Source organism: Acidihalobacter sp. (assembly GCF_037381185.1).
Classification (GTDB): domain Bacteria; phylum Pseudomonadota; class Gammaproteobacteria; order DSM-5130; family Acidihalobacteraceae; genus Acidihalobacter_A.
This window is the reverse complement of record NZ_JARRQY010000034.1, coordinates 59,643-84,603: the sequence shown is the minus strand read 5'-3', so window position 1 is coordinate 84,603 and position 24,961 is coordinate 59,643. Positions and strand designations below refer to the sequence as shown.

Sequence of the window (24,961 nt, the reverse complement as noted above, 5' to 3'; positions counted from 1 at the left end):
GGCGTGGGGCATAAAGAAGCCCCGGCACAAGGCCGGGGCAGAAGTATCGACTTGAAGGGGGGAGACAAGTCGAAACCCGCCAAGGGGGGGAACGGCGGGGAGCGCCGGGCTAAGCGCTCAATGGATTGGAGCCTCTGCAGGGCGGAGAGTTCCGCCGGCGAGGTAAAGTTATGTAAAGCGGGCGATTGCCTCGAAACACTCTGCGGTGGGACCGTGGCGCCTTCAGTGTGCGGCGTCCCAGTCCTGGCCCATGCCGATGTCGACCAGCAGCGGTACCGAGAGTTCGGCGGCGCCTTCCATGTGGCTGCGCAGGGTCTCGCGCGTGTCGCCGACCTGTTGCTCGGGCACTTCCAGCACGAGTTCGTCGTGCACCTGCATGATCAGGCGCACCTCCGGCGCTTGTGTTTCGATCCAGTGGTCGACGCGGATCATGGCGCGCTTGATGATGTCGGCGGCGCTGCCCTGCATCGGTGCGTTGATTGCCACGCGTTCGGCCTGCGCGCGCAGCTGGCCGTTGCGGGCGTTGATGTCGGGCAGGTAGAGCCGGCGGCCGAAGATCGTTTCCACGTAGCCCTCCGCCCTGGCCCGCTCGCGCGTGCTGTCCATGTACTCGCGCACGCCGGGGTAGCGGGCGAAATAGCGGTCGACGTAGTCCTGCGCCTCGGCGCGGCCGATGTCGAGCTGGCGCCCCAGGCCGAAGGCGGACATGCCGTAGATCAGGCCGAAGTTGATCGCCTTGGCGGCGCGGCGCTGTTCGGAGCTGACGTCCTCTAGCGCGGTGCCGAAGACTTCCGCGGCAGTGGCGCGATGAATGTCCTGCCCTTCGGCGAAGGCGCGCAGCAGGCCGTCGTCGGCCGACAGGTGGGCCATGATGCGCAGTTCGATCTGCGAGTAGTCGGCGGCGATCAGGCAGTGGCCGGGTTCGGCGACAAAGGCCTGGCGGATGCGCCGCCCCTCTTCGTTGCGCACCGGGATGTTCTGCAGGTTGGGATCGGATGAGGACAGGCGGCCGGTGGAGGCGACCGCCTGGTGATACGAGGTGTGCACCCGGCCGGTGTCCGGGTCGATGCGTTCCGGCAGGCGGTCGGTGTAGGTGGACTTGAGCTTGGCCAGGCCGCGGTGTTCGAGAATCAGGCGCGGCAGCTCGTGCTGTGCGGCAAGTTCCTCGAGTACGTCTTCGGCGGTGGACGGTTGGCCCTTGGGCGTCTTGCGCAGCACGGGCAGGTTGAGGCGGTTGTAGAGCACGTCCTGAATCTGTTTCGGCGAACCGAGATTGAAGGCGCAGTCGGCGATTTCCCGCGTCTGGCGTTCCACGGCGGACATGCGCGCGGCCAGCGCCGCGCTCTGCGTGCGCAGCCGCTCGGCGTCGATGCGCACGCCGTTGCGCTCCATGCGCGAGAGCACGCGCAACAGCGGGATCTCGAGATCCTCATAGATTGCGTGCAGCCCCGGTTCGGCTTCCAGACGCGGCCAGAACAGGCGATGCAGGCGCAGCGTCATGTCTGCGTCCTCGGCCGCGTAGGGAGTGGCGTCCTCGATGCTGACGGCGCTGAACGGGATCTGCTTGGCACCCTTGCCGGCGACGTCCTCGTAATGAATGTTCTGGTGGTCGAGGTGGGCGGAGCACAGCGTGTCGAGGTCGTGGCGGTTGGCCGTGGCGTCGAGCACGTAGGACTCGAGCATGGTGTCGTGGCGAATGCCCTCGAGCGTGATGCCGTGGTTGGCGAGCACGTTGCGGTCGTACTTGAGGTGGTGGCCCAGCTTGCCGCGTGACGGATTCTCCAGCAGCGGGCGCAGGCGTTCGAGCACCGCTTCGCGTTCGAGTTGTTGGGGCACGCCGGGGTAGTCGTGGGCCAGCGGCACGTAGGCTGCCTTGCCCGGTTCGACGGCGAAGGACAGGCCGACGACGCGGGCCTGCATGTAGTCCAGGCTGGTGGTTTCGGTGTCGAAGGCGAATACGTCGGCCTGTTCCAGGCGTTCGATCCAGGCCGTCAGCTCGGCCTCGTCGAGCACGCATTCGTACTCGCCGGCTGCGGACTTGGGTTCAGTGCTCTCTCCGCCTTCGAGTTCGCCGAGCCAGGTGTTGAATTCCAGCCGACCGAACATTTCGCGCAGAGTCTGGGTGTCGGGCGCGATAGGCACGAGGTCGTCGGGTGCTTGTGCCAGCGGCACGTCCAGTTTCACCGTGACCAGCGCACGCGCCTGCGGCAGCCAGTCCAGCGCCGCGCGCAGGTTGTCGCCGACCTTGCCCTTGATTTCGCCGGCGTGTTCCATGATGCCGTCGAGCGAGTCGTAGGCCTGCAGCCATTTGACTGCCGTCTTCGGGCCGCATTTTTCCACGCCGGGTACGTTGTCCACGCTGTCGCCGACCAGCGCGAGGTAGTCGATGATGCGCTCGGGCGGAACGCCGAACTTGTCGACCACGCCTTCGCGGTCGAGTGTGATGTTGTTCATGGTGTTGACCAGGGTGACGTGGCCGTCCACCAACTGCGCGAGGTCCTTGTCGCCGGATGAGATCAGCACGTCTCGGCCCTGCTCCGCAGCCTGGCGCGCCAGAGTGCCGATGACGTCGTCGGCCTCAACGCCTTCGATCGCAAGCATCGGCAGTCCCATGGCCTTGATCAGGGCATGCAGCGGTTCGATTTGCGCGGCGAGGTCGTCCGGCATCGGTGGGCGGTTGGCCTTGTAGTCGGCGTACATTTCGTCGCGGAAGGTCTTGCCCTTGGCGTCGAACACCACGGCGATGTGCTCGGGGGCGTAGTCCTTGAGCAGACGGCGCAGCATGTTGATCACGCCGTAGATCGCGCCGGTGGGCTCGCCGTGTGCGTTGGTCAGCGGCGGCAGGGCGTGGAAGGCGCGGTAAAGATAGGAGGAACCGTCGACGAGGATCAGGGCGGGTTTGGGCATGGGCATGTTCGGATTGTTGGTGAGCCTGGCAGCATAGGGTACCCGGACTGATGCGTAATTACGCTATCGGCCTGGTTTCGGGCGAGTGTCGTACCGCCGATTCGGGCTCGGACCCCGCACCGAGCAACACCCCGTCTTATCGGCGGCACGTGGTTTGTGGTAATAATGGCGGCCCTGACCCAGGTGTGAATTTCGATGAATCAACAGGAACGCAGCCACCATCCGGGCCTGATTCCCACAGACGACACCGTGCTTACCCGCGAGAGCTGGAAGATCTTCCAGATCATGGCCGAGTTCGTCGAGGGTTTCGAGCGCCTGGCGCGCATCAAACCCTCGGTCAGCGTGTTCGGCTCCGCGCGTACCCCGCGCGAGAGCCCGCACTACCAGTTGGCCGAGGACATCGCGCTGCAGCTGTCCGAGGCAGGATTCGCGGTGGTCAGCGGCGGCGGACCGGGCATCATGGAGGCGGCCAACAAGGGGGCTTACCAGGGGCGTTCGCTGTCCATTGGGCTGAATATCCAGCTGCCGCACGAACAGTCATCCAACGATTACCAGGACATCTCCCTGGGCTTTCGGCATTTCTTTTCGCGCAAGGTCATGTTCGTGAAGTACGCGTCGGCCTATGTCGTGCTGCCGGGCGGTTTCGGTACGCTGGATGAACTGGCCGAGATCCTGACCCTGGTGCAGACCGGCAAGACTCGCCGCATTCCCATCGTGTTGGTGCACAGCCCCTTCTGGGACGGTTTGCTGACGTGGTTTCGCGAGGTACTGGTCGAGCAGGGTACGATCGATCCGGAGGATCTCAATCTGATGAAGGTGGTCGACAGTGCCCGTGAAGTGGTCGAGACGATTTTCGATCACTACGAAGCGCGCGGTTTCGAGCCCTCGCCGGAAGAACGCGAAAAGCTGCTGGAACTCTAGGGACCGTCCAGTCATGTGAACAGGCCCCAATAACTACTCCGTACCGAGGCACCATGTCTGTCTTCACTCCCGTAAGCGAGGCCGAACTGCAGGCCTTTCTGGCCGAGTACGCGCTTGGCGACGTCACCGAATTCGCCGGCATCAGCTCCGGTATCGAAAATACCAATTTCTTCGTCAGCACCACGCAGGGCCGCTATGTGCTGACGCTGTTCGAGCAGCACGAAGCCGAGGCCATGCCCTACTTCATCGAGCTGATGGCCTGGCTGAACGAACATCAGGTGCCTTGCGCGCACCCCATACCGGATCGCGAAGGCGTCATGCTCAAGACGCTGAACGGGCGTCCGGCGGCACTGGTGCAGCGCCTGAACGGCGAGAGCGACATGCAGCCGAGTCGCGGAGCTTGCGAGGCCATCGGTGCGGCGCTGGCCAGGCTGCATCTGGCCGCGCGTGATTTTCCGGGCAGCCGCGACAACGACCGCGGCCCGCGCTGGTGGCGGGAGATGGGCGAGCGCCTGCTGCCCCATCTGGACAAGGAGGATGCCAAGCTGCTCAAGGAGGAGCTTCGGTTCCAGGGGCTGTACCGCTTCACAGATCTGCCGCGCGGAGTGATTCATGCGGACCTGTTCCGCGACAACGTGTTGTGGGTCGAGGGCGAGCTGGTGGGCATCATCGATTTCTACTATGCCTGTAACGACGCGCTGCTGTACGACGTCGCGGTGACCGTGAACGACTGGTGCAGCGACGAGAACGGCGCGTTGGACATGGAGCGGACCGCTGCTCTGCTTTCCGCTTATCATCAAGTCCGCCCGTTCAGCGCGATCGAACGCGGCGCCTGGCCGGTGATGTTGCGTGCCGCGGCGCTGCGATTCTGGCTGTCGCGTTTGCGCGACCTGCATTTCCCTCGACCCGCCGAGATCGTTCACGTCAAGGATCCCGGCGTCTTCAAGGCCATTCTCCTCGAACGCATAGCGGGCGAAAACGAGCTTCAGCGACACTGGGTCTGAGTCCGAAAAAGGTTTCGCGTCAACGATTAAAGGGAAATTAGGGCTTCGGTCGGGCGTCCGCCCGGCCTATGCTTCGGAAAGGGGCTCCCCCCCTGACCCGACTCCCAATCGTTTACACGAGGATTTTCCCCATGAGTGAACCCGTTATCCGTGATTTCGAGCGTTCCAGTGTCCTGCGTCGTCAGTATGACGAGCGTTACCGCATAGACTGGTGTTTCATGAAGGCTGCGCCGCGCCCCTGTTTCACGCCGGCGCTGTTGGCCGAACTGGCGACGACGTTTGCCGAATACCGTGACCAGACATTGCTGGATGTCGACTACTATGTCATGGCGTCGGACGTGCCGGGTACCTTCAACCTGGGTGGCGATCTGGCTCTGTTCCAGCACTACATCCATACTCAGGATCGCGCTGGTCTGTTGGCCTATGCCAAGACCTGCGTCGACTCGGTGTACGAGATGACGGCCGGCATGCATTCGAGGACCTGCGGCATCGCGCTGGTGCAGGGTGATGCCCTTGGCGGCGGTTTCGAGTGCGCCTTGGCCAGTGACGTGCTGATTGCCGAACGCGGCGTGCGTATGGGATTGCCCGAAATACTGTTCAATCTGTTCCCGGGCATGGGCGCGTACAGTCTGCTATCCCGCCGGATCGGGCCCAAGGCTGCTGAGCGCATGATTCTTTCGGGACAGCTCTACGATGCCGAAGAACTCTACGATATGGGCGTGATCGACAGGCTGGCGGAGCCCGGCGAAGGCGTGCGTGCGGTGTACGATTTCCTTGAGGAGGAGGCGCGTCGTGCAAACGGGGCGAAAGCGCTGCGCGAAGCCAAGCGTTTGAGCAGTCCCGTGTCCTATGAGGAGCTTTACGCCATCACGGAAATCTGGGTCGATGCCGCCTTGAAGTTGACGACCCGCGATCTGCGCATGATGGAGCGTCTGGTCAAGCGCCAAAGCAAGCGTTCGGAGACCACAGCCGCCAGCGCATGAAGACCCTTGGGGCGGCCCCGAAGCATTATGCGGGGCCGCCTGTTTTTTCAGAGTGATGCGATGGCATGCCCGCTTGTGTGCTGCATGAGTTCGCCGCGGGTCAAGGTGAAGGCACGGTCGATCTGCTCGAGCAAGCGGCTTGTTTGCGGTGAACCGATTTCGTAGTCCTTCAACCGTTCAGCCTGCCCGCAGAGAGTCGTCAGGCGTTGGCAGCCGAGTTCTGCCGACGAGCTGCGCAGCGCATGGGCGGCATCGCGCAACCCGAAGGCATCGAGCGCCTTGCCTGCCTTGAGCATGCGTTCGAGTTGAGGCTGGCCGTCCTCCAGGTAGTCCTGCACCAGCTGAACGACGAAGTTGCGGTCGCTGCCGAGGAGTTCCAGGTTCTTGATCACCTTGTGATCCACCAGCGGCGGCGCCTGTTCGATGCGTGTCCTGGCCAGGGAGCTGGCGGTTTCCTGCGGCTGTTTCTTCAGGTGCAGGTCCTGGAGTAGCTTGAGCAGGCGTCTGGCTTCCACCGGTTTGGTCAGATAGGCATCGAATCCCGCCCGGCGACTTTCGTCAATGGTTTCCTTGGTGGCGTCGGCGGAAAGCATGATCAGCGGCGTGTGGTCGTCGGGATGGAGGAAGCGCAGCGCCTTGGCCACGTCGATGCCGTTGCGGAGCGGCATGTTCATGTCGAGGATGATGGCGTCGAAGGTATCCAGGGCATCGTCGAGGCAGTCCAGCGCGGCCTCTCCGTCCTCTACCAGTTCGACGCGGTGTCCGGCGTTGATCAGAATCCGTTCCAGCAGGCGGCGGTTGACGGCGTTGTCTTCTGCGACCAGCAGTTTGAGAGGTTCGCCCGGAGCCTCGTCTTCACCGGAAACGCCGTTCTGCGCGATGTGCCTGCGGGCATAGGGCGTGGCGGCTACGTGCAAGGCACTGAGCAAGGTTTGCGGTGCCCAGTATGCAGGCAGGATGGACATCAGGCCGGGAGGGTATTCCAGCGCCCGGCTGGTGTTGGCATGTAGCCCGATGATGGGCAATTCGGCGTTGGGGGCGTGCTCGGCGAGCAACGCCAGGTCGGCAATCAGGGTGATGCGCTGATCGTGTTGGCGAGGCGGTAGGTGGTTGATGATGTGGCGCACCTCGCGGACATGCGGGGCCACGAGTTTTTCCAGGAGCGTCGCATCCGCGCTGTCCGCCAATATCCAGACTTCGTCGAGTTCGAGTGCCTGAGCGGTTGCCTGGCGGTCCTGCTGTATGGGAAGTTCGAACCAGAATCGGCTACCTTGTCCCAGACGGCTCTCCACATCGATGTGACCGCCCATCAATTCGATCAGATTGCGGGATATCGCGGTCCCCAGGCCGGTGCCGCCGTATTTGCGGGTCGCGCCGTCGTCCGCCTGGCGAAAGCGTTCGAAGATGTGCGCGAGGTTTTCCTCGGCGATGCCGATGCCGGTGTCGCTGACGGTGCAGCGCAGCCGAGTTTGCGCGCCGCCGATTTCGAGCGCATCGAGGGTGACGGTAATGGTGCCCCGCTCGGTGAACTTCACCGCGTTGCTGAGCAGATTGGTCAGCACCTGGCGCAGGTGGGTCGCGTCGCCGATCACCTGAGCGGGCACGTTGGGATCGATGAGCAGATTGAGGCGCAGCCCTTTGGCCTCGGCCGGTACAGTGAACAGCCGCGCCGTGTCGCTGAACAACTGATGAAGATCGAACGGCGCGCGTTCGATCGACAGATGTCCGGATTCGATCTTGGAGATGTCGAGCACTTCCTCGATCAATTCGAGCAGAGACTGGGCGGAACCGTGCAGCAGGCTCAGCAGTTCGTGCTGCTCGGGATCCAGCCGGGTCTGGCCGAGCAGGTCGGCGGAGCCGATGACGCCGTTGAGCGGTGTGCGCAGTTCATGGCTCATGTTGGAGATGAAGCGGGATTTCGCTTCGCTGGCCTGGCGTGCCTGCTGTACCGCGCGGTTGAGTTTTTCGATCAGAGCGGCGCTATATGTGGGGATCAGGAACAGAATCAGCGCAGTGCTCGCCGCCAGCGTTACGTGGTCGGACCAATAGTGATTCACCATCACCGCAAAGCCGAAGCCGGCGAGGCTGAGAGCCGTCGACGCAAACAGGTACGAAAGGCCGTAGCGAAAGCCGTTGCCGACGGTTACCCACAAATACACGGCGATCAGCGGAATCGAACCGGCCCCGCCGGTGGCCATGAAAATACTCGTGGTGCCCAGATCGAGCATCATGCCGATGTATCTGCGCAGCGTTGAGGGGCCGGCTCGCAGCAGGACGTTGACGAGTAGGCCGGTGGAGACCACTACGAATAGCGTTATGCCATAACGGATGTAGGGCACCGCGCTGGATCCCGGTTCCTGCATGGCGAAAAACGGGGACCATAGATACAGTGCGACGGCCGAGCCAATGATGACGCGCCAGGTGGCTTGTTCATGCTCGGAGTCCGGCCGCCGCGCGGCCCACCATTCGGCCCAGTGGAGCGACGGAGCTGAAGGGCGTGGAACGCGCATGGGCGTGTTTTCCGGCGAACCGCTCAGTTATGGCGGGTCGGAGAATGCTCGGGTGGTGGCTGTACGTGCAGGATTTCGTCGAACTGGTCGACAAAGGCTTGCACGCAGGCCGGTTCGAGGAGCGAACCGGACACTTCTATGATGTGCCGCAGGGCATCTTCCTCACTGTATTCGGGGCGTCCCGGATACCGGCGGGTGAGTTCGTCATAGCAATTGGCCACGGCCACGATACGCGCCGCCAGCGGGATGTCCTCGCCCGCCAAGCCGCGCGGATGGCCCGAGCCGTCCCAGTGTTCGTGATGGTGCAGCGCGATCTGCGAGGCCAGATCGAGCAATGGAGAGGGGCCGCCCTGCAGCAGATTGTGACCGATCTCCGTGTGCGCATACATTATGTCCGTTTCTTCTTCGGACAATGGCGCGTCGCTTTGGACGATGGTATCGGGCAGGCCGATCATGCCGATGTCGTGCAGTTGTGCGGCCAGTTCGATCTGGGCGCACTCCTTAGCCGACAGACCGAGTGCTTCGGCGACCAAGCGGGCGTAGCGGGCTACGCGCCAGTAGTGATTCTTGCTGATGCGGGTGCGGTATTCGCCCGCGCGGGCGAGGCGGGCGATGAGGTCGCGTTCGCGCTCCTGCAACGCCTGAGTTTCTTCGGCGATGCGCTCCTCGAGCCAGTGCGCGCGTTGGCGGGTGATACGTTGCTGCCGGCCGAGGGCGAGCAGGTTGCGCGCGCGGGCCGTGCACTCCTGGCGATCGATCGGGCGGTAGAGGAAATCCGAGGCGCCGGCTTCCAGGGCGCGGTAGAGCAGTTCGCGATCGTCGACGATGCTGACCATAAGCAGGGGCGTTTCCTCGCATCCGGCCAGATTGCGCAGCCGGCGGGTAAACTCCAGTCCGTCCATCTCGGGCATCTTGTAGTCGGTGATGACCAGGTCGGGCGGGTTCTGTGCGGCTATCGAAAGGGCCACCTGCGGATCGGAGCATGCTTCGACGCGGATGTCGGAGTCGAGCGAGCGGATGATCTCACTGAGCACGGCGCGGCCTACGCGCTGGTCGTCGAGAATGATGACCAGAGCACTGTTCTGTCCGGTCTGCGCCCCGGCTTCCTGTGAGGATTTCTTCACTAGAAACGGGGCGCGCTTGAAACGATTCTGGGTTTTGTACGGGGGCGTCTGCATGGTTCAGGTCCTGACCGCACGAATACGGTTCGAGTCGGTTTGTTGGGTGCTGTTGTGAGGCCGATTCGGCGTCTCGCTGACCGCCGTTTGCGCCGCATCGAGTGCACCGGGATGCCCATGATACTTTGTTTGAGTTGAAGTCTGCCTACTAATAGTAGAGTAATCAATCGACTAAGGCGAATCGGGGGCGCCTCCGCCGTGTTCATCCGGATTCTTCGGTCGTCAGCCAGGTGTCGAGCAGGGCCTGTACTTCCTCCAGGCCTGTACCGCGCGTGGCCGAAAAACACTGCGCCGAAGCGGTGAAACCGCGCGCTTGCAGTTGTTTCTTGAGTTCGCGCAATGCCGTCAGTGAAGCGCTGCGGCTGAGTTTGTCCGATTTGGTCAACAGGATGTGCACGGGGATGCACGCCTGCGCGCACAGACTCAGGAGCTGTTCGTCCAGGCTGGTCAGCGGCCGGCGGATGTCCATGAGCACGATCAGGCCGACGAGGCTGCGCCGATGTTGCAGATAGCGGCCGATGAACGCCCCCCATTCGCGCTGCAGGCCGCCGGGAACGCGCGCGAAGCCGTAGCCGGGCAAGTCGACCAGGTAGCGTCCTTCGTCGACCTGAAAGAAATTGATCTGCTGCGTGCGGCCGGGGGTCTTGCTGGTGCGGGCGAGGCTTTTCTGATGGCAGATACGGTTGAGCGCGCTCGATTTGCCGGCGTTGGAACGGCCGGCGAACGCGATCTCGCGTCCATTGTCCTCAGGCATGGCCTTGAGGCTGGTTGCGCCGGTGAGAAAGCGGGTGTTCTGGTAAAGACTGTGCATGCGTGGTCGTTTTTGTCGTGTATGGGGCGCTATGGTATAAGCCCGGCTGAACGATTCCTATAACAGAAGTGGGTCATATTTCCGGCGCGCCATCAGTTGGGGGTGCTGGTCGGCCGGGGAACTGGGGGGATGAGGTATGAACAGATGGCTGTGCTGTGCGCTCGGCGGCGTATTGCTGGGATTGGCGGGAAGCGTTGCCGCAGAGTCGCCGGCGGTGACTGGCCTGAAGTGGGACGCTAAGCCCAGCGCTGCCCGGATTTCGGCCGGCAAAGCCTTGTCGGCGAGCTGCGCCGGCTGTCATGGCGCAACGGGCGACAGCGTCAGCCCCGATTTTCCCAATCTGAGTGGCCTGAGCTACGTTTATCTCTACAAGCAGTTGCTCGATTTCAAGCACGGTGTGCGCAAGAGCCCGATCATGGCGCCCATGGTGATGGCGTTGAGCGAGCAGAACCTGCGCGATCTGGCCGCCTACTACTCGACGCAGGGAGGCGATTCGGTTGCCGGGGCCGATGAGGACGCGTCCGGGCAGCCAAAAGACGCGCAGCTGCTGCAGTTCGGCCAGCGGATCTACCAGCAGGGACTGCCCGCCAGCGGCGTTGCGGCTTGTATTCGTTGCCATGGCGCCGGTGCGGCAGGCAAGATTGGACATTTCCCGAGTCTGGCGGGACAGCATGCGAAATACCTGACTGCGCAGATCGAGGCGTTCAAGGCCGGTCGGCGCGACAACGATGCGGGTAAGATGATGGAGCATGCGGCGCTGCCGTTGAGTACGCACGAGATCGAGGCGGTCGTTTTTTACCTGCAAAGCCTGCGCTGACGAAAGTCAGGGAATATTTCCCGTCGGCGCACGTCATTCAGCAGAACGACCCACACCATAAAGGCCCGGACATGTCCGGGCCTTTTGCGCCAGCGGAAGAGGCATGAGCGAAGCGGTTTCCAGCCCGGGTATACGGCCCCGTTCCACGCTGACGGGCAGTTTGCTCGAGTTCCTGGGTTCGATGAATCTGGCGATCACCTTGCTGGTGGCCGTGGCGATCGCCTCGGTCATCGGCATGGTGGTACCGCAGAATCAGCCCTATACCGACTATGTCCTGCAGTTCGGGCCCTTTTGGTTCAAGGTGTTCCATACCTTGGGTCTGTATGACGTGTATTCGGTCGGCTGGTTCGTGGCCATTCTCGCGTTCCTGGTGCTGTCGACCAGCGTGTGCGTGGTGCGCAACGGCCCCGGCATGCTGCGCGACATGACGCAGTTCCGACTGACGGTGCAGGTCAAGTCGCTGCGCCTGATGCGCGAACATGTGGAGCGGGAGACTTCCGTCGACATCGACGCGGTGCAGGCGCGCGCCGAGCGTTTGTTGAGCAACCACGGCTATCGTGTGCGTCGATCGGATGCCGATGGCGTGCGCACCATGGCGGCGATGAAGGGCGCGAGCAACCGCCTGGGTTATCTGTTGACGCATGTCGGTCTGGTGGTGATCCTGCTGAGCGGCGTGATCGATGGAAACCTGCCGATGCAGATCGACATGGCGCTGCACGGTACGCGGGTCGAGACCCGCGATGTCCCGGTCTCCAAGGTGCCCGCCGACAGTTGGCTTGGACCGGGTACGCTGGCGTTTCGCGGAGACGTCAATATCCCGGTCGGCGATACCACGGACGTGCTGTTCATCAACTGGGGCAAGGGCTATCTGGTCCAGCAGCTGCCGTTTACGCTGACGCTGAAGAAATTCACCGTCGAGCGCTTCGAGAGCGGGCCGCCCAAGGACTTCATCAGCAAGGTCGTCGTCCATGATCCGGCCACCGGGCAGACGGTGAAGGCGCAGGTGAGCGACAACCACCCGTTGATGTTCCACGGCTACGATATCTACCAGACGAGCTTTGGCGACGGCGGTTCGCTGCTGCACTTTCGGGTCTGGCCTTTCGGCGGCGGCGGGGCACGGCGGATGAGCGGTCACGTGTTCGACCACTACTCGATAGCCACCGCGCAGGGCGAGCGGACGCTGGAGCTGAACGACTTTCACCGCTACAACGTCATCAATGCCGATTTCGGCCGTCCCGGCCATGCGCGCGATCGCGGACCCAGCATGACCTTCAAGGTCCGCAAGCCCGACGGCGTGGCGATGGAATACATCAACTACCTCGAGCCGCAGGTGGTTCACGGACAGCCGTATTATCTGAGCGGGGTGCGCAGCAGTCCGGCGCTGAACTACCGCTATCTGCGCATTCCGGCGGGGCCCAACGGTGGTGTGCGCCATTTCATGCAGCTGGTCTCGGCCCTGCATGACGCCGCGGCGCGCCGGCGTGCGGTGGCTGCGGTCGAGGCGAACGCCGAGCAGCTGTTTGCCGGCGAATCGCCGGCATTCGGCCAGCGCTTTTCAGGGGCGCTGGGAAGGCTGCTGAAGGAGTTCGCCGGCGGCGGCTACACCGCCGTGTTCGAAAGGATTCGCAAACAGGTCCCCAAGGCGCACCAGGCGACCGTCGCCGCGGTTTCCGTGCAGGTGATCAATCTCGCGCTGGCGCAGCTTTACAATCAGGTGCTGATCCGCGACGGCGCGAGCGGCTTTACGTCCATGGATCAGAAGTGGCTGAAGGCGGCGGTGCCGGCGCTTGGTGTACTGCCGGAGTACGGGGCGCCGTTCTATCTGCAATTGACCGGTTTCCACCAGATACAGTCCTCAGGGTTGCAGATCACGCACTACCCGGCCACGCCCGCTGCATTCATCGGCTCGGCAATGCTGATGGTGGGCATTCTGCTCATGTTCTTCGTTGCCCACCGCCGGCTGTGGCTGAGGCTCGAGCCGCGCACGGACGGCGGTACCCGCATCCTGTTCGCCGGTGCCAGCAATCGGGACCGGCTTGCGTTCGCCCGGCAGTTCGAGCAACTTCAGGACAAACTGTTTGCGCGGCTGCGTGACGGTTGAAGCCACAGCCACGTACTACCAAGTAAAAGAGGGAGGTTGCAGCATGTCCGTACCGCACGACGTGATGGAAGACCTGGAAAACCCGTCGTTTCTGCAGCGGCTGACGGCTGTGGATTGGGCCTGGGCGCTGCTGGTGCTGGTCGGCGCTGTCGTCGCCTACCTGCGTTTCCGTGCCGGAATGGGCGTCTATCAGGAAGCGATCCTGGCTGGAGCGGCGGTGACGCTCGTCGCGCTGGGTTGGTATTGGCGGCCGATGCAGGCGTTCAGCGTGGTGGTTGCCGCGCTCAGTCTGTCTGCTATCGCGCTGTATGGCGACAGCTATGCCTCAGCCCATCGTGATCCGCTACTGGCCTGGCTGCTGTCCAGCCCCGCCGCCATCGCCTGGTCCTGTGGCTTGTTCCTGGCGGCGACGCTGGCTTATCTGACCGGCCTGTCGGCCCGCGGCGACGGGTTTTCGGAGCGTGCGCTGCGCTGGGGCAGCCGTTTGACCTGGGCCGCGGCGACCCTCGGTTTCGTGGCGCTGATGGTGCGCTGGCGCGAGTCCTACCTGTTCGGCCCGGCGGCTGCGCAGATCCCGATCAGCGACCTGTTCGACGTGTTCGTATTGTTCAACGTCGTCACGGCCCTGCTGTATCTCTATTTCGAGACCCGTTACCGCCAGCGCGCGCTGGGCGGGTTGGCGCTGCTCATCGTCAGTGCGGCGGCCTTGTTCACCTTCTATCTGATGTTCGAGTTCCACGGCGCGCGCATCGGCCCGGTCAATCCGGAGCTGCGCAGCTATTGGATCAAGATCCACGTGCCCGCGCTGTTCATCGGCTACGGCTCCTTCGCCATCGGTGCTATGGTCGGTGCGGCCTATCTGCTGCGGCTGCGGGCCGAGCGGCTGCGCCCGGCCGGGCGGGTGGCGCGCCGCCTGCCGGACTTCGAAACGCTGGACGACGTGATGTACCGCTATAATGCGCTGGGTTTCGCCTTCCTCACGCTGGGCACCATTCTCGGCGCGCTGTGGGCGGAGCAGGCCTGGGGTGCGTACTGGTCCTGGGATCCCAAGGAAACCGAGGCCTTGGTCGTCTGGCTCAACTATGCGGCCTGGCTGCATATGCGCTACACCAAGGGTTGGCGCGGCAAGCCGATGGCGCTGTGGGCGATCATCGGCCTGCTGCTGACCACGGCGGGTTTCATCGGTGTGGACGTGTTCCTGCCGGGCCTGCACTCATTCGGTAAGCTGTAGCATCGCGCGGCACAGCACAGAGCCCGGCTCGGGGGGAGCTGAATGAACATGGGGGAAGTCGCGGGCCGCGCCGGGCGGGGGCGCCATTCGTCGTTGACGGTGGTCCTGCTCGAATTCCTGGGCTCGATGAATCTGGCGATCACCCTGCTGGTGGCCGTGGCGATCGCCTCGGTCATCGGCACCGTGCTGCAGCAGGATCAGCCCTACAGCGACTACGTGCTGCAGTTCGGGCCGTTCTGGTTCCACGTCTTCCGCCAGCTGGGCCTGTACGACGTGTACTCGGCCGGCTGGTTCCTGTTCATCATGGCCTTCCTGATGGTGTCCACCAGCGTTTGCGTCTATCGCAACGGGCCAGGCATGTTGCGCGAAATCCGCCAGTTCCGCCTGCGCGTACAGGCCAAGTCGCTGCGCCTGATGCGACACCATACGGAACGGGAAAGCGCCGTCGATGCCGCGGGGGTGGGCGCGCGCGCCACGCGTTTGCTGCGCAACTACGGCTACCGGGTGCGTACCGCCGATCACGGCGACCATCAGGTGCTCGCGGGGATGAAGGGCGGCGCCAACCGGCTCGGTTACCTGCTCACGCATATCGGCATCGTCGTCATCCTGGTCGGCGGACTGATCGACAGCAAGCTGCCGCTGCAGATCGCCCTGGCGCTGGGTGACCTCAAGGTGGAGACGCGCGATATTCCCGCCTCGCAGGTGCCGCCCAGCAGCCGGCTCGGCCCCGGTACGCTGTCGTTTCGCGGCAATGTGAACATTCCGGAAGGGCAGACCGCGGACATCGTCTTCCTGCAGGTCAAGGATGGCTATTTGGTACAGCAGCTGCCATTCAGCCTGACCGTGAAAAAGTTCAGCGTGAAGCACTACATCACCGGCCAGCCTTCGGACTTCCGCAGTCAGGTCGTGCTGCATGACCCGCGCAACGACAAGACCATCGATTCGACCATCCGTGTCAATCATCCGCTGGTCTACGATGGTTATGAAATCTATCAGGCGAGTTTCGGCGACGGCGGTTCCAAGCTCGATTTCAAGCTCTGGCCCCTGAACGGCGGCAAGCCGCTGGTGTCGCACGGCAGCGTGTTCGGCAAGTACGAGCTGAACACCTCGACGGGCAAGCGGCGCCTGGAGTTCGGCGATTTCCGCATGTTCAACATCGATCAGGTGCCGGGAGCGGACGGCAAGACCAAGCCGCGTAATCTGGGGCCCAGCGTGACCTTCAAGCTGCGCGACCCGCAGGGTGTGGCGAAGCAGTACATGAATTACTTCGTGCCGCAGACCATCAATGGCCAGCTGTATTATCTGAGCGGTGTGCGCAACAGCCCGTCGGAGCCTTACCGCTTCTTGCACATCCCGGCGGGCCCGCACGGCGGGATACAGCGCTTCATGCGGTTCGTCGGCGCACTGCACGACACCGCCCTGCTGCGCAGGGTGGCCGAGCAGACTTCGGCCAGTGCGCTGAAGGCGGCAGATATGCACGACCCGGCGGTACGCACGCGGATCAGGGAGTCGATGGTGCGCCTGTTGCAGCAGTTCGCCAATGGCGGCTACAACGCCGTGTTCGAAGATGTTCAGAAGCGCGTTCCGGCGGCCCATCGGCAGGCGGCCGGCGAGGCGTTTCTCAAGGTGCTGAACGCCGCGCTCGAAGGCGTTTACATCGATCTGCTCAAGCGTGACGGCATCACGCGGCCAACGCAGCAGGACTGGGTCTGGTTTCAGAACGCCGTGCCGGCACTCAGCGTGCTGCCGTTCTACGGCTCGCCGTTCTTCCTGCAGCTGACGGACTTCAAACAGATTCAGGCGGCGGGGCTGCAGGTCACGCACCACCCCGGCACCATCGTGGTCTACGCCGGAGCCGGTATGCTCGTGCTCGGCGTGTTCCTGTTGTTCTTCCTGGCTCACCGCCGTGTTTGGGTGCGCATCGAACCGCGTGACGACGGTGGGTCGACGGTGCTTTTCGCAGGAACCAGCAATCGCAACGTGATGGATTTCGAGCGCCAGTTCGCACAACTCGAGGAGCGCTTGTTCGCCCGGCTGGACAAACCCGGTGACGGATCGTCCTGAACGCCGTTTTAACCCGGCGGCTCGAGTCGGCCGCGGCAACGGGGACGGAGCCCGTGCCGCGAATTATTTTTAGGAGGAAGCTAAAGATGTCCGTACCGCACGATCTCATGGATGGCCTTGAACGGCCATCATTCATCCGCGCGCTGGGTCTGTTCGACTGGCTGTGGGCGGCCCTCGTGCTGGCCTCCGCGGTCGGCGTCTATGTCGAGTTCAACGCGGCGCTGGGTGTCTATCAGCAGGCCATTCTGGCCGGCACCACGGCGGCGCTGATCGGGGTGGGCTGGTACTGGAAACCGATGCGCCTGCTGAGTTTGGTCATCGCCGGCCTGAGCCTGTTGACCATCGCACTCTACGGCAGTCAGTACAGCGCGGGCGAGAGCAACTTCATCCTCGTCTGGTGGCTGTCCAGCCCGGCGGCGATCGCCTGGATGAACGGCCTGTTCCTGGTGGCGACGGTGTTCTATGTCCTCGGCCTGGCGGCACGCGGCGATGCACTGTCGGTGCGCAGTCTGGCGTTGGGCAGCTGGCTGACTTGGGCGGCGGTCACCATGGGTTTCGTGGGGCTGATGGTGCGCTGGCGCGAGTCCTACCTGATCGCTCCCGATTTCGGACATATCCCGGTGAGCAATCTGTTCGACGTGTTCGTGCTGTTCTGCGTGGTCACCGGTCTGCTCTACCTGTACTACGAAACGCGTTACCGTCAGCGTGCACTGGGTGCGCTGGCGCTGCTGATCATCAGCGCCGCGGTAGCATTCCTGATCTACTACAGCGTCGTTTATCACGCCGATAAGATCGAACCGCTGGTGCCGGCACTCAAGAGCTACTGGATGAAGATCCACGTGCCGGCCAACTTCATCGGCTACGGTTCCTTCGCCTTCTCGGCGATGGTCGGCGTGGCCTATTTGCTGCGTGACCGCGCCGAGCGTCTGCGTCCGGATGGCCGCGTGGTGCGGCGCCTGCCCAGCCTGGAAATACTCGACGACATCATGTACCGCTACATCGCGCTGGGCTTCGCCTTCTTCACCCTGGCGACCATCCTCGGTGCATTGTGGGCGGCCCAGGCCTGGGGCGGGTACTGGTCGTGGGATCCGAAGGAGACCTGGGCGCTGATCGTGTGGCTCAACTACGCGGCCTGGCTGCACATGCGCTTTACCAAGGGTTGGCGCGGCCGGCCCCTGGCGGCGTGGTCCTTCATCGGCCTGATCGTCACCACCTTCTGCTTCCTCGGCGTGAACATCTTCCTTTCGGGCCTGCATTCCTACGGCAAGCTGTAGGCTTTTGCGCCTGTCCCGCGACGCAGCACAGGGGTCGCGGGGCAGGCGCTGGTTTTGCCGCCGCGCTGAGCGGACCTTCACCCAGTCGAGTACACTTGCAGCATGTGGTCGAGGCGCCGGCTCGCCCGGTCCATGCCGAAACCACGAACTCCACTGTGATCGAGGTGCTCCGATGCGCTTGCTGAGCCGTCTTCTCGCCGGGTTGTTGTTGCTCGTGCCGCTGGCCGCGGCGGCACGCAGTGGACCGCCCTACGACGAGGGATTCGACTTTCAGCGCATCACGCCGCCGCCGAGCCTGCCGACCAACGCGCCGCGGGGCAAGGTCCAGGTGGCAGAGTTCTTCTGGTACGATTGCCCGCACTGTGCGCACATCGAGCCCGAACTCGAGCGCTGGCGCGCAGCGGACTTGCCCAAGAATGCCGAGTTCGTGCGCATTCCCGCAGTGCTCGGGCCACGCTGGGAATTCATGGCGCGCGTCTACTACGCGGCCAGGCTGCTGGGCGTCGCCAAGCGCATGACGCCGTTGATCTTCCGTGCCGTCCATGATCAGCACCGTGATCTCGGCAGCATGCAGGCGATGATGAATTTCTTCGCCGCGCACGGCGTGTCGGCCGTTCGTTTCCGCAACGCGGTGCAATCCCTGGAGGTCGACACCCAGGTGCGCGAGGCGCGTCTGCGCACGCAGGAATACGGCGTGCAGGGCGTGCCCACGCTGGTGATTGGCGGGCGTTACCGCGTCACTGCGGACATGACCGGCAGCTACGCGCGCATGTTCAAGGTCGCGGCCTGGCTGGCTGGCCGGTCGGTCGGCCAGGCCGCCGGCGCCAAGAGCCGGTAGGCGCCGGACTTGAGTCGATGCCTGCGATGGACGACACTCACGGCGTGACCTCCTCCCCGCGCAACGCGAGCACGTCGAGTTCGCAAGAGCAGATCCTGCGGTTGCTCAGCTACAACATCCAGGTCGGTATCACCACCCGGCACTACCGTCAGTACATCACCAACAGCTGGAAACACGTGCTGCCCTATCCCGAGCGTATGGAAACCCTGCGTTCGATCGGACAGTTCATCGCCGCTTTCGACATCGTGGGCTTGCAGGAGCTCGATACCGGCAGCCTGCGCAGCGGGTTCGTGGACCAGGCCGAGTATCTGGCCCAGGTGGCGATGTTCCCCCATTGGTACAGCCGCACCAATCGCCGCATCGGGCGTTTCGCGCAGCATGCGCTGGGCCTGCTCGGCCGCTATCGTGCGCACCGCATCGTGGAGCATCGTCTGCCCAGTGCGATCCCGGGCCGCGGCGCACTGGAAGTGCATTACGGCGAGCACACCTACCCCAGCTGGCGTCCCGCACAGGCCTTCGATCACATCCTCATGAGCCCGGCGCTGGAAGTGCGCGAGGCCAAGGTTTTCCCGGTCGCCTATTCCGACCATCTGCCGGTGGGGCTGGAACTCGTCCTGCCGCCGGAAGTCAGACTCGACGATGCACCGACCGAACTCGAGTGCGTGGTCGAGTGAGGAGATTGATCCGGCGGCGGAGCGGAATCCCGCCAATGGCCTTCAGCCCAGGGAGTCAGTGATGAAGCAAGCCCCGGCCGTTTTCGGCGAAGTGCTGTTCGACTGTTTCGGAGAGGATTGCGTGCTGGGCGGTGCGCCGTTCAATGTCGCCTGGCATCTGCAGGGCTTCGGACTGGCGCCACGCTTCGTGAGCCGCGTCGGCGCCGATCAACTGGGCGACGAAGTGCGCGCGCGGATGCGCGACTGGGGCATGGATACGCGTTGGCTGCAGGTGGACGAGACGCTGTCGACCGGCAGGGTTCAGGTCACGCTGCAGAACGGCCAGCCGAGCTACGACATCCTCGATCAACAGGCTTACGACGCCATTCGGTCGCCGCAGGATCTGGACTGCGGGGGTGGCGTGCTGTACCACGGCAGCCTGGCTCTGCGTCATGCCCCCAACGCCGCGGTTCTGCAGGCTTTGCGCGGCGACGCCAGGGTATTTCTCGACGTCAATCTGCGTACGCCGTGGTGGGACGTGCAGACTCTGGAACAGTTCTTGAGCAGGGCGCAATGGCTCAAGCTCAACGATGAGGAATTCGGCCTGCTGGCCCGCGACGGCGAATCCCCCGCGGCCTATGCTGCACGCATGGGACTGGGCGCGGTGGTGCTCACGCGCGGTGCGCGGGGCGCGGAGGTGTACGCCGGCGACACGTATTTCGAGGATTCCGCCCCGGTGGTGACCGAACTGGTTGATGCCGTCGGCGCCGGAGATGCCTTCAGCGCGGTTACCCTGTACGGTATAGATCAGCGCTGGCCCTGGGATCTGATCCTGCGCCGCGCAGCCACATTTGCCGCGCGAGTATGCGGCTGGCGCGGGGCGCTTAGCCACGATCGAGCGATATACGAGGAGACGGTACGTGATTGGAGGGGAGCGGACGGAGACTGAATCCAGTGGCTGGTATCTGATGCACATCAGTCTGCACGGACTGGTGCGCGGCACCGAGCTGGAACTCGGGCGGGATGCGGATACCGGAGGACAGATACAGTACGTCGTCGAGCTGGTGCGCGCACTGGCCGGGCGCAAGGACGTGAACCGCGTCGATCTGCTCACCCGGCAAATCCACGACCGGCGCGTCGGTGCCGACTATGCCGAAGCCGAAGAGCTGCTCGATGAAGCGGCAAAGGCGCGCATCGTACGCATTCCTTTCGGGCCGCACCGCTACCTGCGAAAGGAGCGTCTTTGGCCCTATATCGACTGCTTCATCGATCTTGCCCTGCGTCATATCCGCAGCGTCGGCCGGGTGCCCGATGCGATCCACGCGCACTACGCTGACGCCGGCCTGGCCGGTGCGCGGCTGGCAGCCTTGCTCGGCGTGCCCTTCGTCTTCACCGGGCACTCCCTCGGTCGTGAGAAGCGCCGGCGCCTGGTGGACAGTGGCCAGGACCCCGACGCCATCGATCAGCGCTACCAGTTCGATCAGCGCATCGAGGCCGAGGAGCAGGCGCTGGACATGGCATCGCTGGTGGTCGCGAGCACCCGTCAGGAGGTCGAGCAACAATACGCGCAGTACGCCAATCACAGCGGCGCCAATATCATCGTGGTGCCGCCGGGGGTCGATCTGTCGCGTTTCCGACCATACAAACGTGGTGAGGCGCTGGGACCCTACCGACCGGAGGTGGAACGTTTCCTGCGCCATCCGAAGCGTCCGCAGATACTCGCCCTGGCAAGGGCGGACGAGCGCAAGAATCTGGCGGCGCTGGTGAGCGCCTACGGCGAACACCCCACTTTGCGCGAGAAGGCCAATCTGGTACTGATCGCCGGCAACCGTACGCGCATTGCCGAACTCGACAAGGGCGCACGCCGGGTTTGGCGCGAGCTGATTGAGTTGATCGACGATTACGACCTGCACGGCCACGTCGCCTACCCCAAGCACCATTCGCCGGAGGACGTAGCCGGCATCTACCGGCTGGCGGCCGCGCGCAACGGCGTGTTCGTGAATCCGGCCCTGACCGAGCCCTTTGGCCTGACCCTGATCGAGGCAGCCGCGAGCGGATTGCCGGTGATCGCCACCGACGACGGCGGACCGCAGGAGATTCTGCGCCACTGCCGCAACGGCCGCTTGATTGATCCGTTGGACACCGGGGGTTTGGGAAAGACCCTGGCGGACGCACTGGGCAACCGCACGCGCTGGCGCCAATGGTCGCAGCGCGGACAGCGCGGCGTCGCCCAGCACTACACCTGGGCCGGGCATGCGGACACCTACCTGCGGGAGCTGGACCGGCTGATCGCGCGCCGGCGCCGGCGTAGGCGCGCCCCGAACAAGAGCCGTCTGCCGACCGTCGAACGACTGTTGATCTGCGACATCGACAACACCTTGCTCGGCGATCGCGAAGGCTTGGACCGCCTGCTGGAGGCCATCGCCGGCGCCGGCGACCGCCTCGCTTTCGGCATCGCCACCGGCCGGCGCCTGGACAGTGCGCTGCGCGTGCTCCGGGAATGGGGCGTGCCAACGCCCGACCTGCTGATCACCGCGGTGGGCAGCGAGGTGCACTACGGCCCCGGCCAGCTCGAAGATCGTGTCTGGCTGCGGCACCTGGACTTCCGCTGGGACCGCGAGGCGGTACGCGAGGCCCTGGGCGATGCTCCGGGGCTTCGCCTGCAGCCCGGCTCGGAGCAAAGAGCGCACAAAATCAGCTACTTCGCCGATCCTGACCGCATGCCCGACCTGGGCGAAGTCCGCCAGCTTCTACGCGAGCGCGGCGTACACGTGAACGTGATTTTTTCCCACGACGCCTATCTCGACATCCTCCCGATCCGTGCCTCCAAGGGCCTGGCGGTGCGCTTCGTCGCCGACCGCTGGGGCATCGAAATGGAGCGCGTGCTGGTGGCGGGCGACTCGGGCAACGATGAGGAAATGCTTTCGGGGCACAGCCTCGGGGTCGTGGTCGGTAATTACAGCCATGAACTCGATCACCTCAAACAGCGCAAGCGCGTGTACTTCGCCGAAGCCGAGTGCGCCGTCGGCGTGCTCGAAGGCATCGAGCACTACAATTTCCTGGGGCGTATCCGGCAGCCGCAATACGACTAGCGCCCCGCCCATGTACCGTACGGCAAGGAGGCAGGCATGACGCCAGAGCTTCACGACGGCTCCCTGGAGGAGTTTCGCGCATACGCCGAACGCCACCGCGAAGCGGTGTACCTGTGGCTGCGGGCACTGATTGCGACCGACCGCCGTCATCTGTTGCGCAGTGATCTGTGGGACGTTCACGTGACGGTGCTGAAGGAGCGCGATCAGGAGCCGGACGACGACATTTTCGACCGCTTCGTGATCGCCGCCGAGGAAGCGGTGATCGACGCGCCGTGGATCGGCTTGTCGGTGCGGCCGCGGGTCGGAGTCCGCTACTACCTGCGCGTGAATCTCGAGACGCTGCACATAGATCCGCTCAGCGTCTCCGAGTATCTGGTCTACAAGGAGCGCATGGTGCTGGCCCAGAGCGAGCCGCCGTGGACGCTCGAGTTCGACATCGCGCCGTTCAACCGGGAGTTCCCGCGCATGCGCGAAACGCGCTCGATCGGCCGCGGGGTGGAATTCCTCAACCGCAGGCTGTCCAGCGAGCTGTTCCAGGAGAGCGTGCAGCGTGCGCAGCATCTGCTCGATTTTCTGCGCGTGCACACCTATCGCGGCCAGCAACTGATGCTCGGCGAGCAGTTCGGCAGCGTCGCCGAACTGCGCAGCGTGCTGCGCCGCGCCGACCGCATACTCAGCCGCCTGCCGGAAGACACGCCGTGGGACGAATTCGGCGCCCGCCTAAAGGCGCTGGGCCTGGAGCCCGGCTGGGGCCGCGATGCGGCGAGAGTGCTCGAAACGCTGCGTCTGCTGGGCGATATCCTGGAAGCGCCCGATCCGAACTCGCTGGAGCGCTTTCTGGCGCGGGTGCCGATGATCTTCAATCTGCTCATCGTCTCGCCGCACGGCTACTTCGGTCAGGCCAACGTGCTCGGTCGACCCGACACCGGCGGGCAGGTGGTCTATATCCTCGATCAGGTGCGTGCGCTGGAACGCGAGATGACCAGCCGCATCGCCGAGACGGGCCTGGATATCGAACCCAACATCATCGTCGTCACCCGCCTGATTCCGGAGGCGGACGGTACCACCTGCAACGAACCGCACGAACCGATCTCCGGCACCCGCTCGGCGCGCATTCTGCGCGTGCCGTTCCGCAATCCGGACGGCGAAGTCGTGCCGCACTGGATCTCGCGCTTCGAGATCTGGCCGTATCTGGAGCGTTTCGCGGGCGAAGTGCAGCAAGCAGTGGCGGCCGAACTCGACGGGCGCCCGGATCTGATCGTCGGCAACTACTCCGACGGCAACCTGGTCGCCACCCTTCTGGCCGGGCGTATGGGCGTGACCCAGTGCAACATCGCACACGCACTGGAGAAGACCAAATACCTGTTCTCGGATCTGTACTGGCGCGACAACGATGCGCAATACCATTTCGCCACGCAGTACACCGCAGACCTGATAGCCATGAACGCGGCGGACTTCATCGTCACCAGCACCTATCAGGAGATTGCCGGCACCGACGATTCGATCGGCCAGTACGAGAGCTACGAGTCCTATACCCTGCCAGGCCTGTACCGAGTGGTACGCGGTACCGACATCTTCGACCCTAAATTCAATATCGTCTCCCCCGGCGCCGACGCCGACGTCTATTTCCCGTTCACGGACCAGGAACGTCGCCTGCCCGGACTACACGAGGAAATTCACGGACTGGTGTTCGGCGAAGCCGATGAGCATGCACGCGGCAGCTTCGAGAATCCGGACCGTCCGCTGCTGTTCACCATGGCGCGTCTCGATCACATCAAGAACATCACCGGCCTGGTGGAGTGGTACGGGCAAAGCGAACGCCTGCGCGAGCAGGCGAATCTACTGGTCATCGCCGGCTATACCGATGCCGGTCGTACCGACGATCACGAGGAACGCGAACAGATCGGTCGCATGCACGAGCTGTTCGACCAGTACGGCCTGGATGGTCAGGTGCGCTGGTTAGGCGTGCGACTCGACAAGACGCTGTCCGGCGAGCTGTACCGCTATGTCGCCGACCTGCGGGGCGCATTCGTGCAGCCGGCTCTGTTCGAGGCCTTCGGCCTGACGGTGATCGAGGCCATGAGTTCGGGGCTGCCGACTTTCGCCACCCGCTATGGCGGTCCGCTGGAAATCATCGAGGACGGACGTTCGGGTTTTCATATCGATCCCAATCACGGCGCCGAGGCGGCCGAACGCATGGCGGAGTTCTTTGAGCGCTGTGCCGGGGAGGATGGCTACTGGGAGTCGATCTCGAATGCGGCTCTAACGCGCGTGGCCAGACGCTACACCTGGTCGCTGTATGCCGAACGGATGATGACCCTGTCGCGGATCTACGGTTTCTGGAAGTATGTGACCAATCTGGAACGGGCCGAGACGCGCCGGTATCTCGAGATGTTCTACGGTCTGCAGTTCCGGCCGCTGGCCGAAGCCGTGGTGACCTCGGTCTGAACTGTGGCTATTCATTGCCGCTTGCGCAAGGGCGGAGGGGCGTGTACGGTCCCGTGTATTCCGGGCGCATCGTGTCGCGCCCAGCTAGCTTGTTCGATGTATTTGTTAATAAAAACAAATTACTGGGGA

At 63.8% G+C, this 24,961-nt stretch carries 17 protein-coding genes; 13 read left to right on the top strand and 4 right to left on the bottom strand.

What is annotated here, in order from left to right; translation table 11 throughout:
* Positions 1–222 precede the first annotated feature (222 nt).
* On the bottom strand, positions 223–2,907 hold the full coding sequence (gene polA / locus P8014_RS12745) for a DNA polymerase I (protein WP_337817700.1): 2,685 nt from the start codon (positions 2,905–2,907) through the stop codon (positions 223–225).
* A gap of 195 nt (positions 2,908–3,102) precedes the next feature.
* On the opposite strand from polA, the gene P8014_RS12740 reads away from it, so the two are divergent.
* The 3 genes from P8014_RS12740 to P8014_RS12730 all read left to right on the top strand — a co-directional run bounded on the left by P8014_RS12740 (position 3,103) and on the right by P8014_RS12730 (position 5,815).
* Positions 3,103–3,828, top strand: a complete 726-nt coding sequence (locus P8014_RS12740) for a TIGR00730 family Rossman fold protein (RefSeq protein WP_337817699.1) — start codon at positions 3,103–3,105, stop codon at positions 3,826–3,828.
* A gap of 53 nt (positions 3,829–3,881) precedes the next feature.
* Positions 3,882–4,832 (top strand): homoserine kinase, encoded by a 951-nt coding sequence (locus tag P8014_RS12735; RefSeq protein WP_337817698.1) that lies wholly within the window; start codon positions 3,882–3,884, stop codon positions 4,830–4,832.
* Positions 4,833–4,963: 131 nt separating this feature from the next.
* Entirely contained in the window at positions 4,964–5,815 is an 852-nt protein-coding gene (locus P8014_RS12730; RefSeq protein ID WP_337817697.1) for a crotonase/enoyl-CoA hydratase family protein, read from the top strand.
* Positions 5,816–5,862: 47 nt separating this feature from the next.
* On the opposite strand, the gene P8014_RS12725 is transcribed toward P8014_RS12730, so the two are convergent.
* From P8014_RS12725 to yihA, 3 genes are all read right to left on the bottom strand, one after another.
* Entirely contained in the window at positions 5,863–8,325 is a 2,463-nt protein-coding gene (locus P8014_RS12725; protein ID WP_337817696.1) for an ATP-binding protein, read from the bottom strand.
* Between the two features lie 23 nt (positions 8,326–8,348).
* Positions 8,349–9,503 (bottom strand): HD domain-containing phosphohydrolase, encoded by a 1,155-nt coding sequence (locus P8014_RS12720; RefSeq protein WP_337817695.1) that lies wholly within the window; start codon positions 9,501–9,503, stop codon positions 8,349–8,351.
* Between the two features lie 202 nt (positions 9,504–9,705).
* On the bottom strand, positions 9,706–10,314 hold the full coding sequence (gene yihA, locus P8014_RS12715; RefSeq protein ID WP_337817694.1) for a ribosome biogenesis GTP-binding protein YihA/YsxC: 609 nt from the start codon (positions 10,312–10,314) through the stop codon (positions 9,706–9,708).
* A gap of 136 nt (positions 10,315–10,450) precedes the next feature.
* Here yihA and P8014_RS12710 point away from each other — a divergent pair, with 136 nt between their 5' ends.
* From P8014_RS12710 to P8014_RS12665, 10 genes are all read left to right on the top strand, one after another.
* Entirely contained in the window at positions 10,451–11,131 is a 681-nt protein-coding gene (locus tag P8014_RS12710; RefSeq protein ID WP_337817693.1) for a c-type cytochrome, read from the top strand.
* Between the two features lie 103 nt (positions 11,132–11,234).
* Positions 11,235–13,232, top strand: a complete 1,998-nt coding sequence (locus tag P8014_RS12705; RefSeq protein WP_337817692.1) for a cytochrome c biogenesis protein ResB — start codon at positions 11,235–11,237, stop codon at positions 13,230–13,232.
* 43 nt (positions 13,233–13,275) lie between these two features.
* Positions 13,276–14,463, top strand: a complete 1,188-nt coding sequence (ccsB, locus tag P8014_RS12700) for a c-type cytochrome biogenesis protein CcsB (protein WP_337817691.1) — start codon at positions 13,276–13,278, stop codon at positions 14,461–14,463.
* A gap of 48 nt (positions 14,464–14,511) precedes the next feature.
* A complete protein-coding gene (locus P8014_RS12695) occupies positions 14,512–16,527 on the top strand; it encodes a cytochrome c biogenesis protein ResB (RefSeq protein WP_337817690.1) in 2,016 nt (671 codons plus the stop codon).
* 86 nt (positions 16,528–16,613) lie between these two features.
* The gene (gene ccsB / locus P8014_RS12690; RefSeq protein ID WP_337817689.1) at positions 16,614–17,801 is read left to right on the top strand and encodes a c-type cytochrome biogenesis protein CcsB; all 1,188 of its coding nucleotides are present in this window, start codon (positions 16,614–16,616) and stop codon (positions 17,799–17,801) included.
* A 172-nt stretch (positions 17,802–17,973) separates the two neighbouring features.
* Positions 17,974–18,639 carry a thiol:disulfide interchange protein DsbA/DsbL gene (locus P8014_RS12685; RefSeq protein ID WP_337817688.1) on the top strand — a complete coding sequence of 222 codons (666 nt, stop codon included), beginning with the start codon at positions 17,974–17,976 and terminating at the stop codon, positions 18,637–18,639.
* Between the two features lie 26 nt (positions 18,640–18,665).
* Positions 18,666–19,313 carry a hypothetical protein gene (locus P8014_RS12680; protein ID WP_337817687.1) on the top strand — a complete coding sequence of 216 codons (648 nt, stop codon included), beginning with the start codon at positions 18,666–18,668 and terminating at the stop codon, positions 19,311–19,313.
* Positions 19,314–19,374: 61 nt separating this feature from the next.
* On the top strand, positions 19,375–20,241 hold the full coding sequence (locus P8014_RS12675; RefSeq protein WP_337817686.1) for a PfkB family carbohydrate kinase: 867 nt from the start codon (positions 19,375–19,377) through the stop codon (positions 20,239–20,241).
* Between the two features lie 19 nt (positions 20,242–20,260).
* The gene (locus P8014_RS12670) at positions 20,261–22,384 is read left to right on the top strand and encodes an HAD-IIB family hydrolase (protein WP_337817709.1); all 2,124 of its coding nucleotides are present in this window, start codon (positions 20,261–20,263) and stop codon (positions 22,382–22,384) included.
* A gap of 36 nt (positions 22,385–22,420) precedes the next feature.
* Complete coding sequence (locus P8014_RS12665; protein WP_337817685.1) at positions 22,421–24,832, top strand: sucrose synthase; 2,412 nt, start codon at positions 22,421–22,423, stop codon at positions 24,830–24,832.
* The last annotated feature ends 129 nt before the right edge of the window (positions 24,833–24,961 follow it).

What these genes read in the sequence shown, in the direction of transcription:
- polA (WP_337817700.1), bottom strand. Translation starts at nt 2,907, where the DNA reads ATGCCCAAACCCGCCCTGATCCTCGTCGACGGTTCCTCCTATCTTTAC.
- P8014_RS12740 (WP_337817699.1), top strand. Translation starts at nt 3,103, where the DNA reads ATGAATCAACAGGAACGCAGCCACCATCCGGGCCTGATTCCCACAGAC.
- P8014_RS12735 (WP_337817698.1), top strand. Translation starts at nt 3,882, where the DNA reads ATGTCTGTCTTCACTCCCGTAAGCGAGGCCGAACTGCAGGCCTTTCTG.
- P8014_RS12730 (WP_337817697.1), top strand. Translation starts at nt 4,964, where the DNA reads ATGAGTGAACCCGTTATCCGTGATTTCGAGCGTTCCAGTGTCCTGCGT.
- P8014_RS12725 (WP_337817696.1), bottom strand. Translation starts at nt 8,325, where the DNA reads ATGCGCGTTCCACGCCCTTCAGCTCCGTCGCTCCACTGGGCCGAATGG.
- P8014_RS12720 (WP_337817695.1), bottom strand. Translation starts at nt 9,503, where the DNA reads ATGCAGACGCCCCCGTACAAAACCCAGAATCGTTTCAAGCGCGCCCCG.
- yihA (WP_337817694.1), bottom strand. Translation starts at nt 10,314, where the DNA reads ATGCACAGTCTTTACCAGAACACCCGCTTTCTCACCGGCGCAACCAGC.
- P8014_RS12710 (WP_337817693.1), top strand. Translation starts at nt 10,451, where the DNA reads ATGAACAGATGGCTGTGCTGTGCGCTCGGCGGCGTATTGCTGGGATTG.
- P8014_RS12705 (WP_337817692.1), top strand. Translation starts at nt 11,235, where the DNA reads ATGAGCGAAGCGGTTTCCAGCCCGGGTATACGGCCCCGTTCCACGCTG.
- ccsB (WP_337817691.1), top strand. Translation starts at nt 13,276, where the DNA reads ATGTCCGTACCGCACGACGTGATGGAAGACCTGGAAAACCCGTCGTTT.
- P8014_RS12695 (WP_337817690.1), top strand. Translation starts at nt 14,512, where the DNA reads ATGGGGGAAGTCGCGGGCCGCGCCGGGCGGGGGCGCCATTCGTCGTTG.
- ccsB (WP_337817689.1), top strand. Translation starts at nt 16,614, where the DNA reads ATGTCCGTACCGCACGATCTCATGGATGGCCTTGAACGGCCATCATTC.
- P8014_RS12685 (WP_337817688.1), top strand. Translation starts at nt 17,974, where the DNA reads ATGCGCTTGCTGAGCCGTCTTCTCGCCGGGTTGTTGTTGCTCGTGCCG.
- P8014_RS12680 (WP_337817687.1), top strand. Translation starts at nt 18,666, where the DNA reads ATGGACGACACTCACGGCGTGACCTCCTCCCCGCGCAACGCGAGCACG.
- P8014_RS12675 (WP_337817686.1), top strand. Translation starts at nt 19,375, where the DNA reads ATGAAGCAAGCCCCGGCCGTTTTCGGCGAAGTGCTGTTCGACTGTTTC.
- P8014_RS12670 (WP_337817709.1), top strand. Translation starts at nt 20,261, where the DNA reads ATGCACATCAGTCTGCACGGACTGGTGCGCGGCACCGAGCTGGAACTC.
- P8014_RS12665 (WP_337817685.1), top strand. Translation starts at nt 22,421, where the DNA reads ATGACGCCAGAGCTTCACGACGGCTCCCTGGAGGAGTTTCGCGCATAC.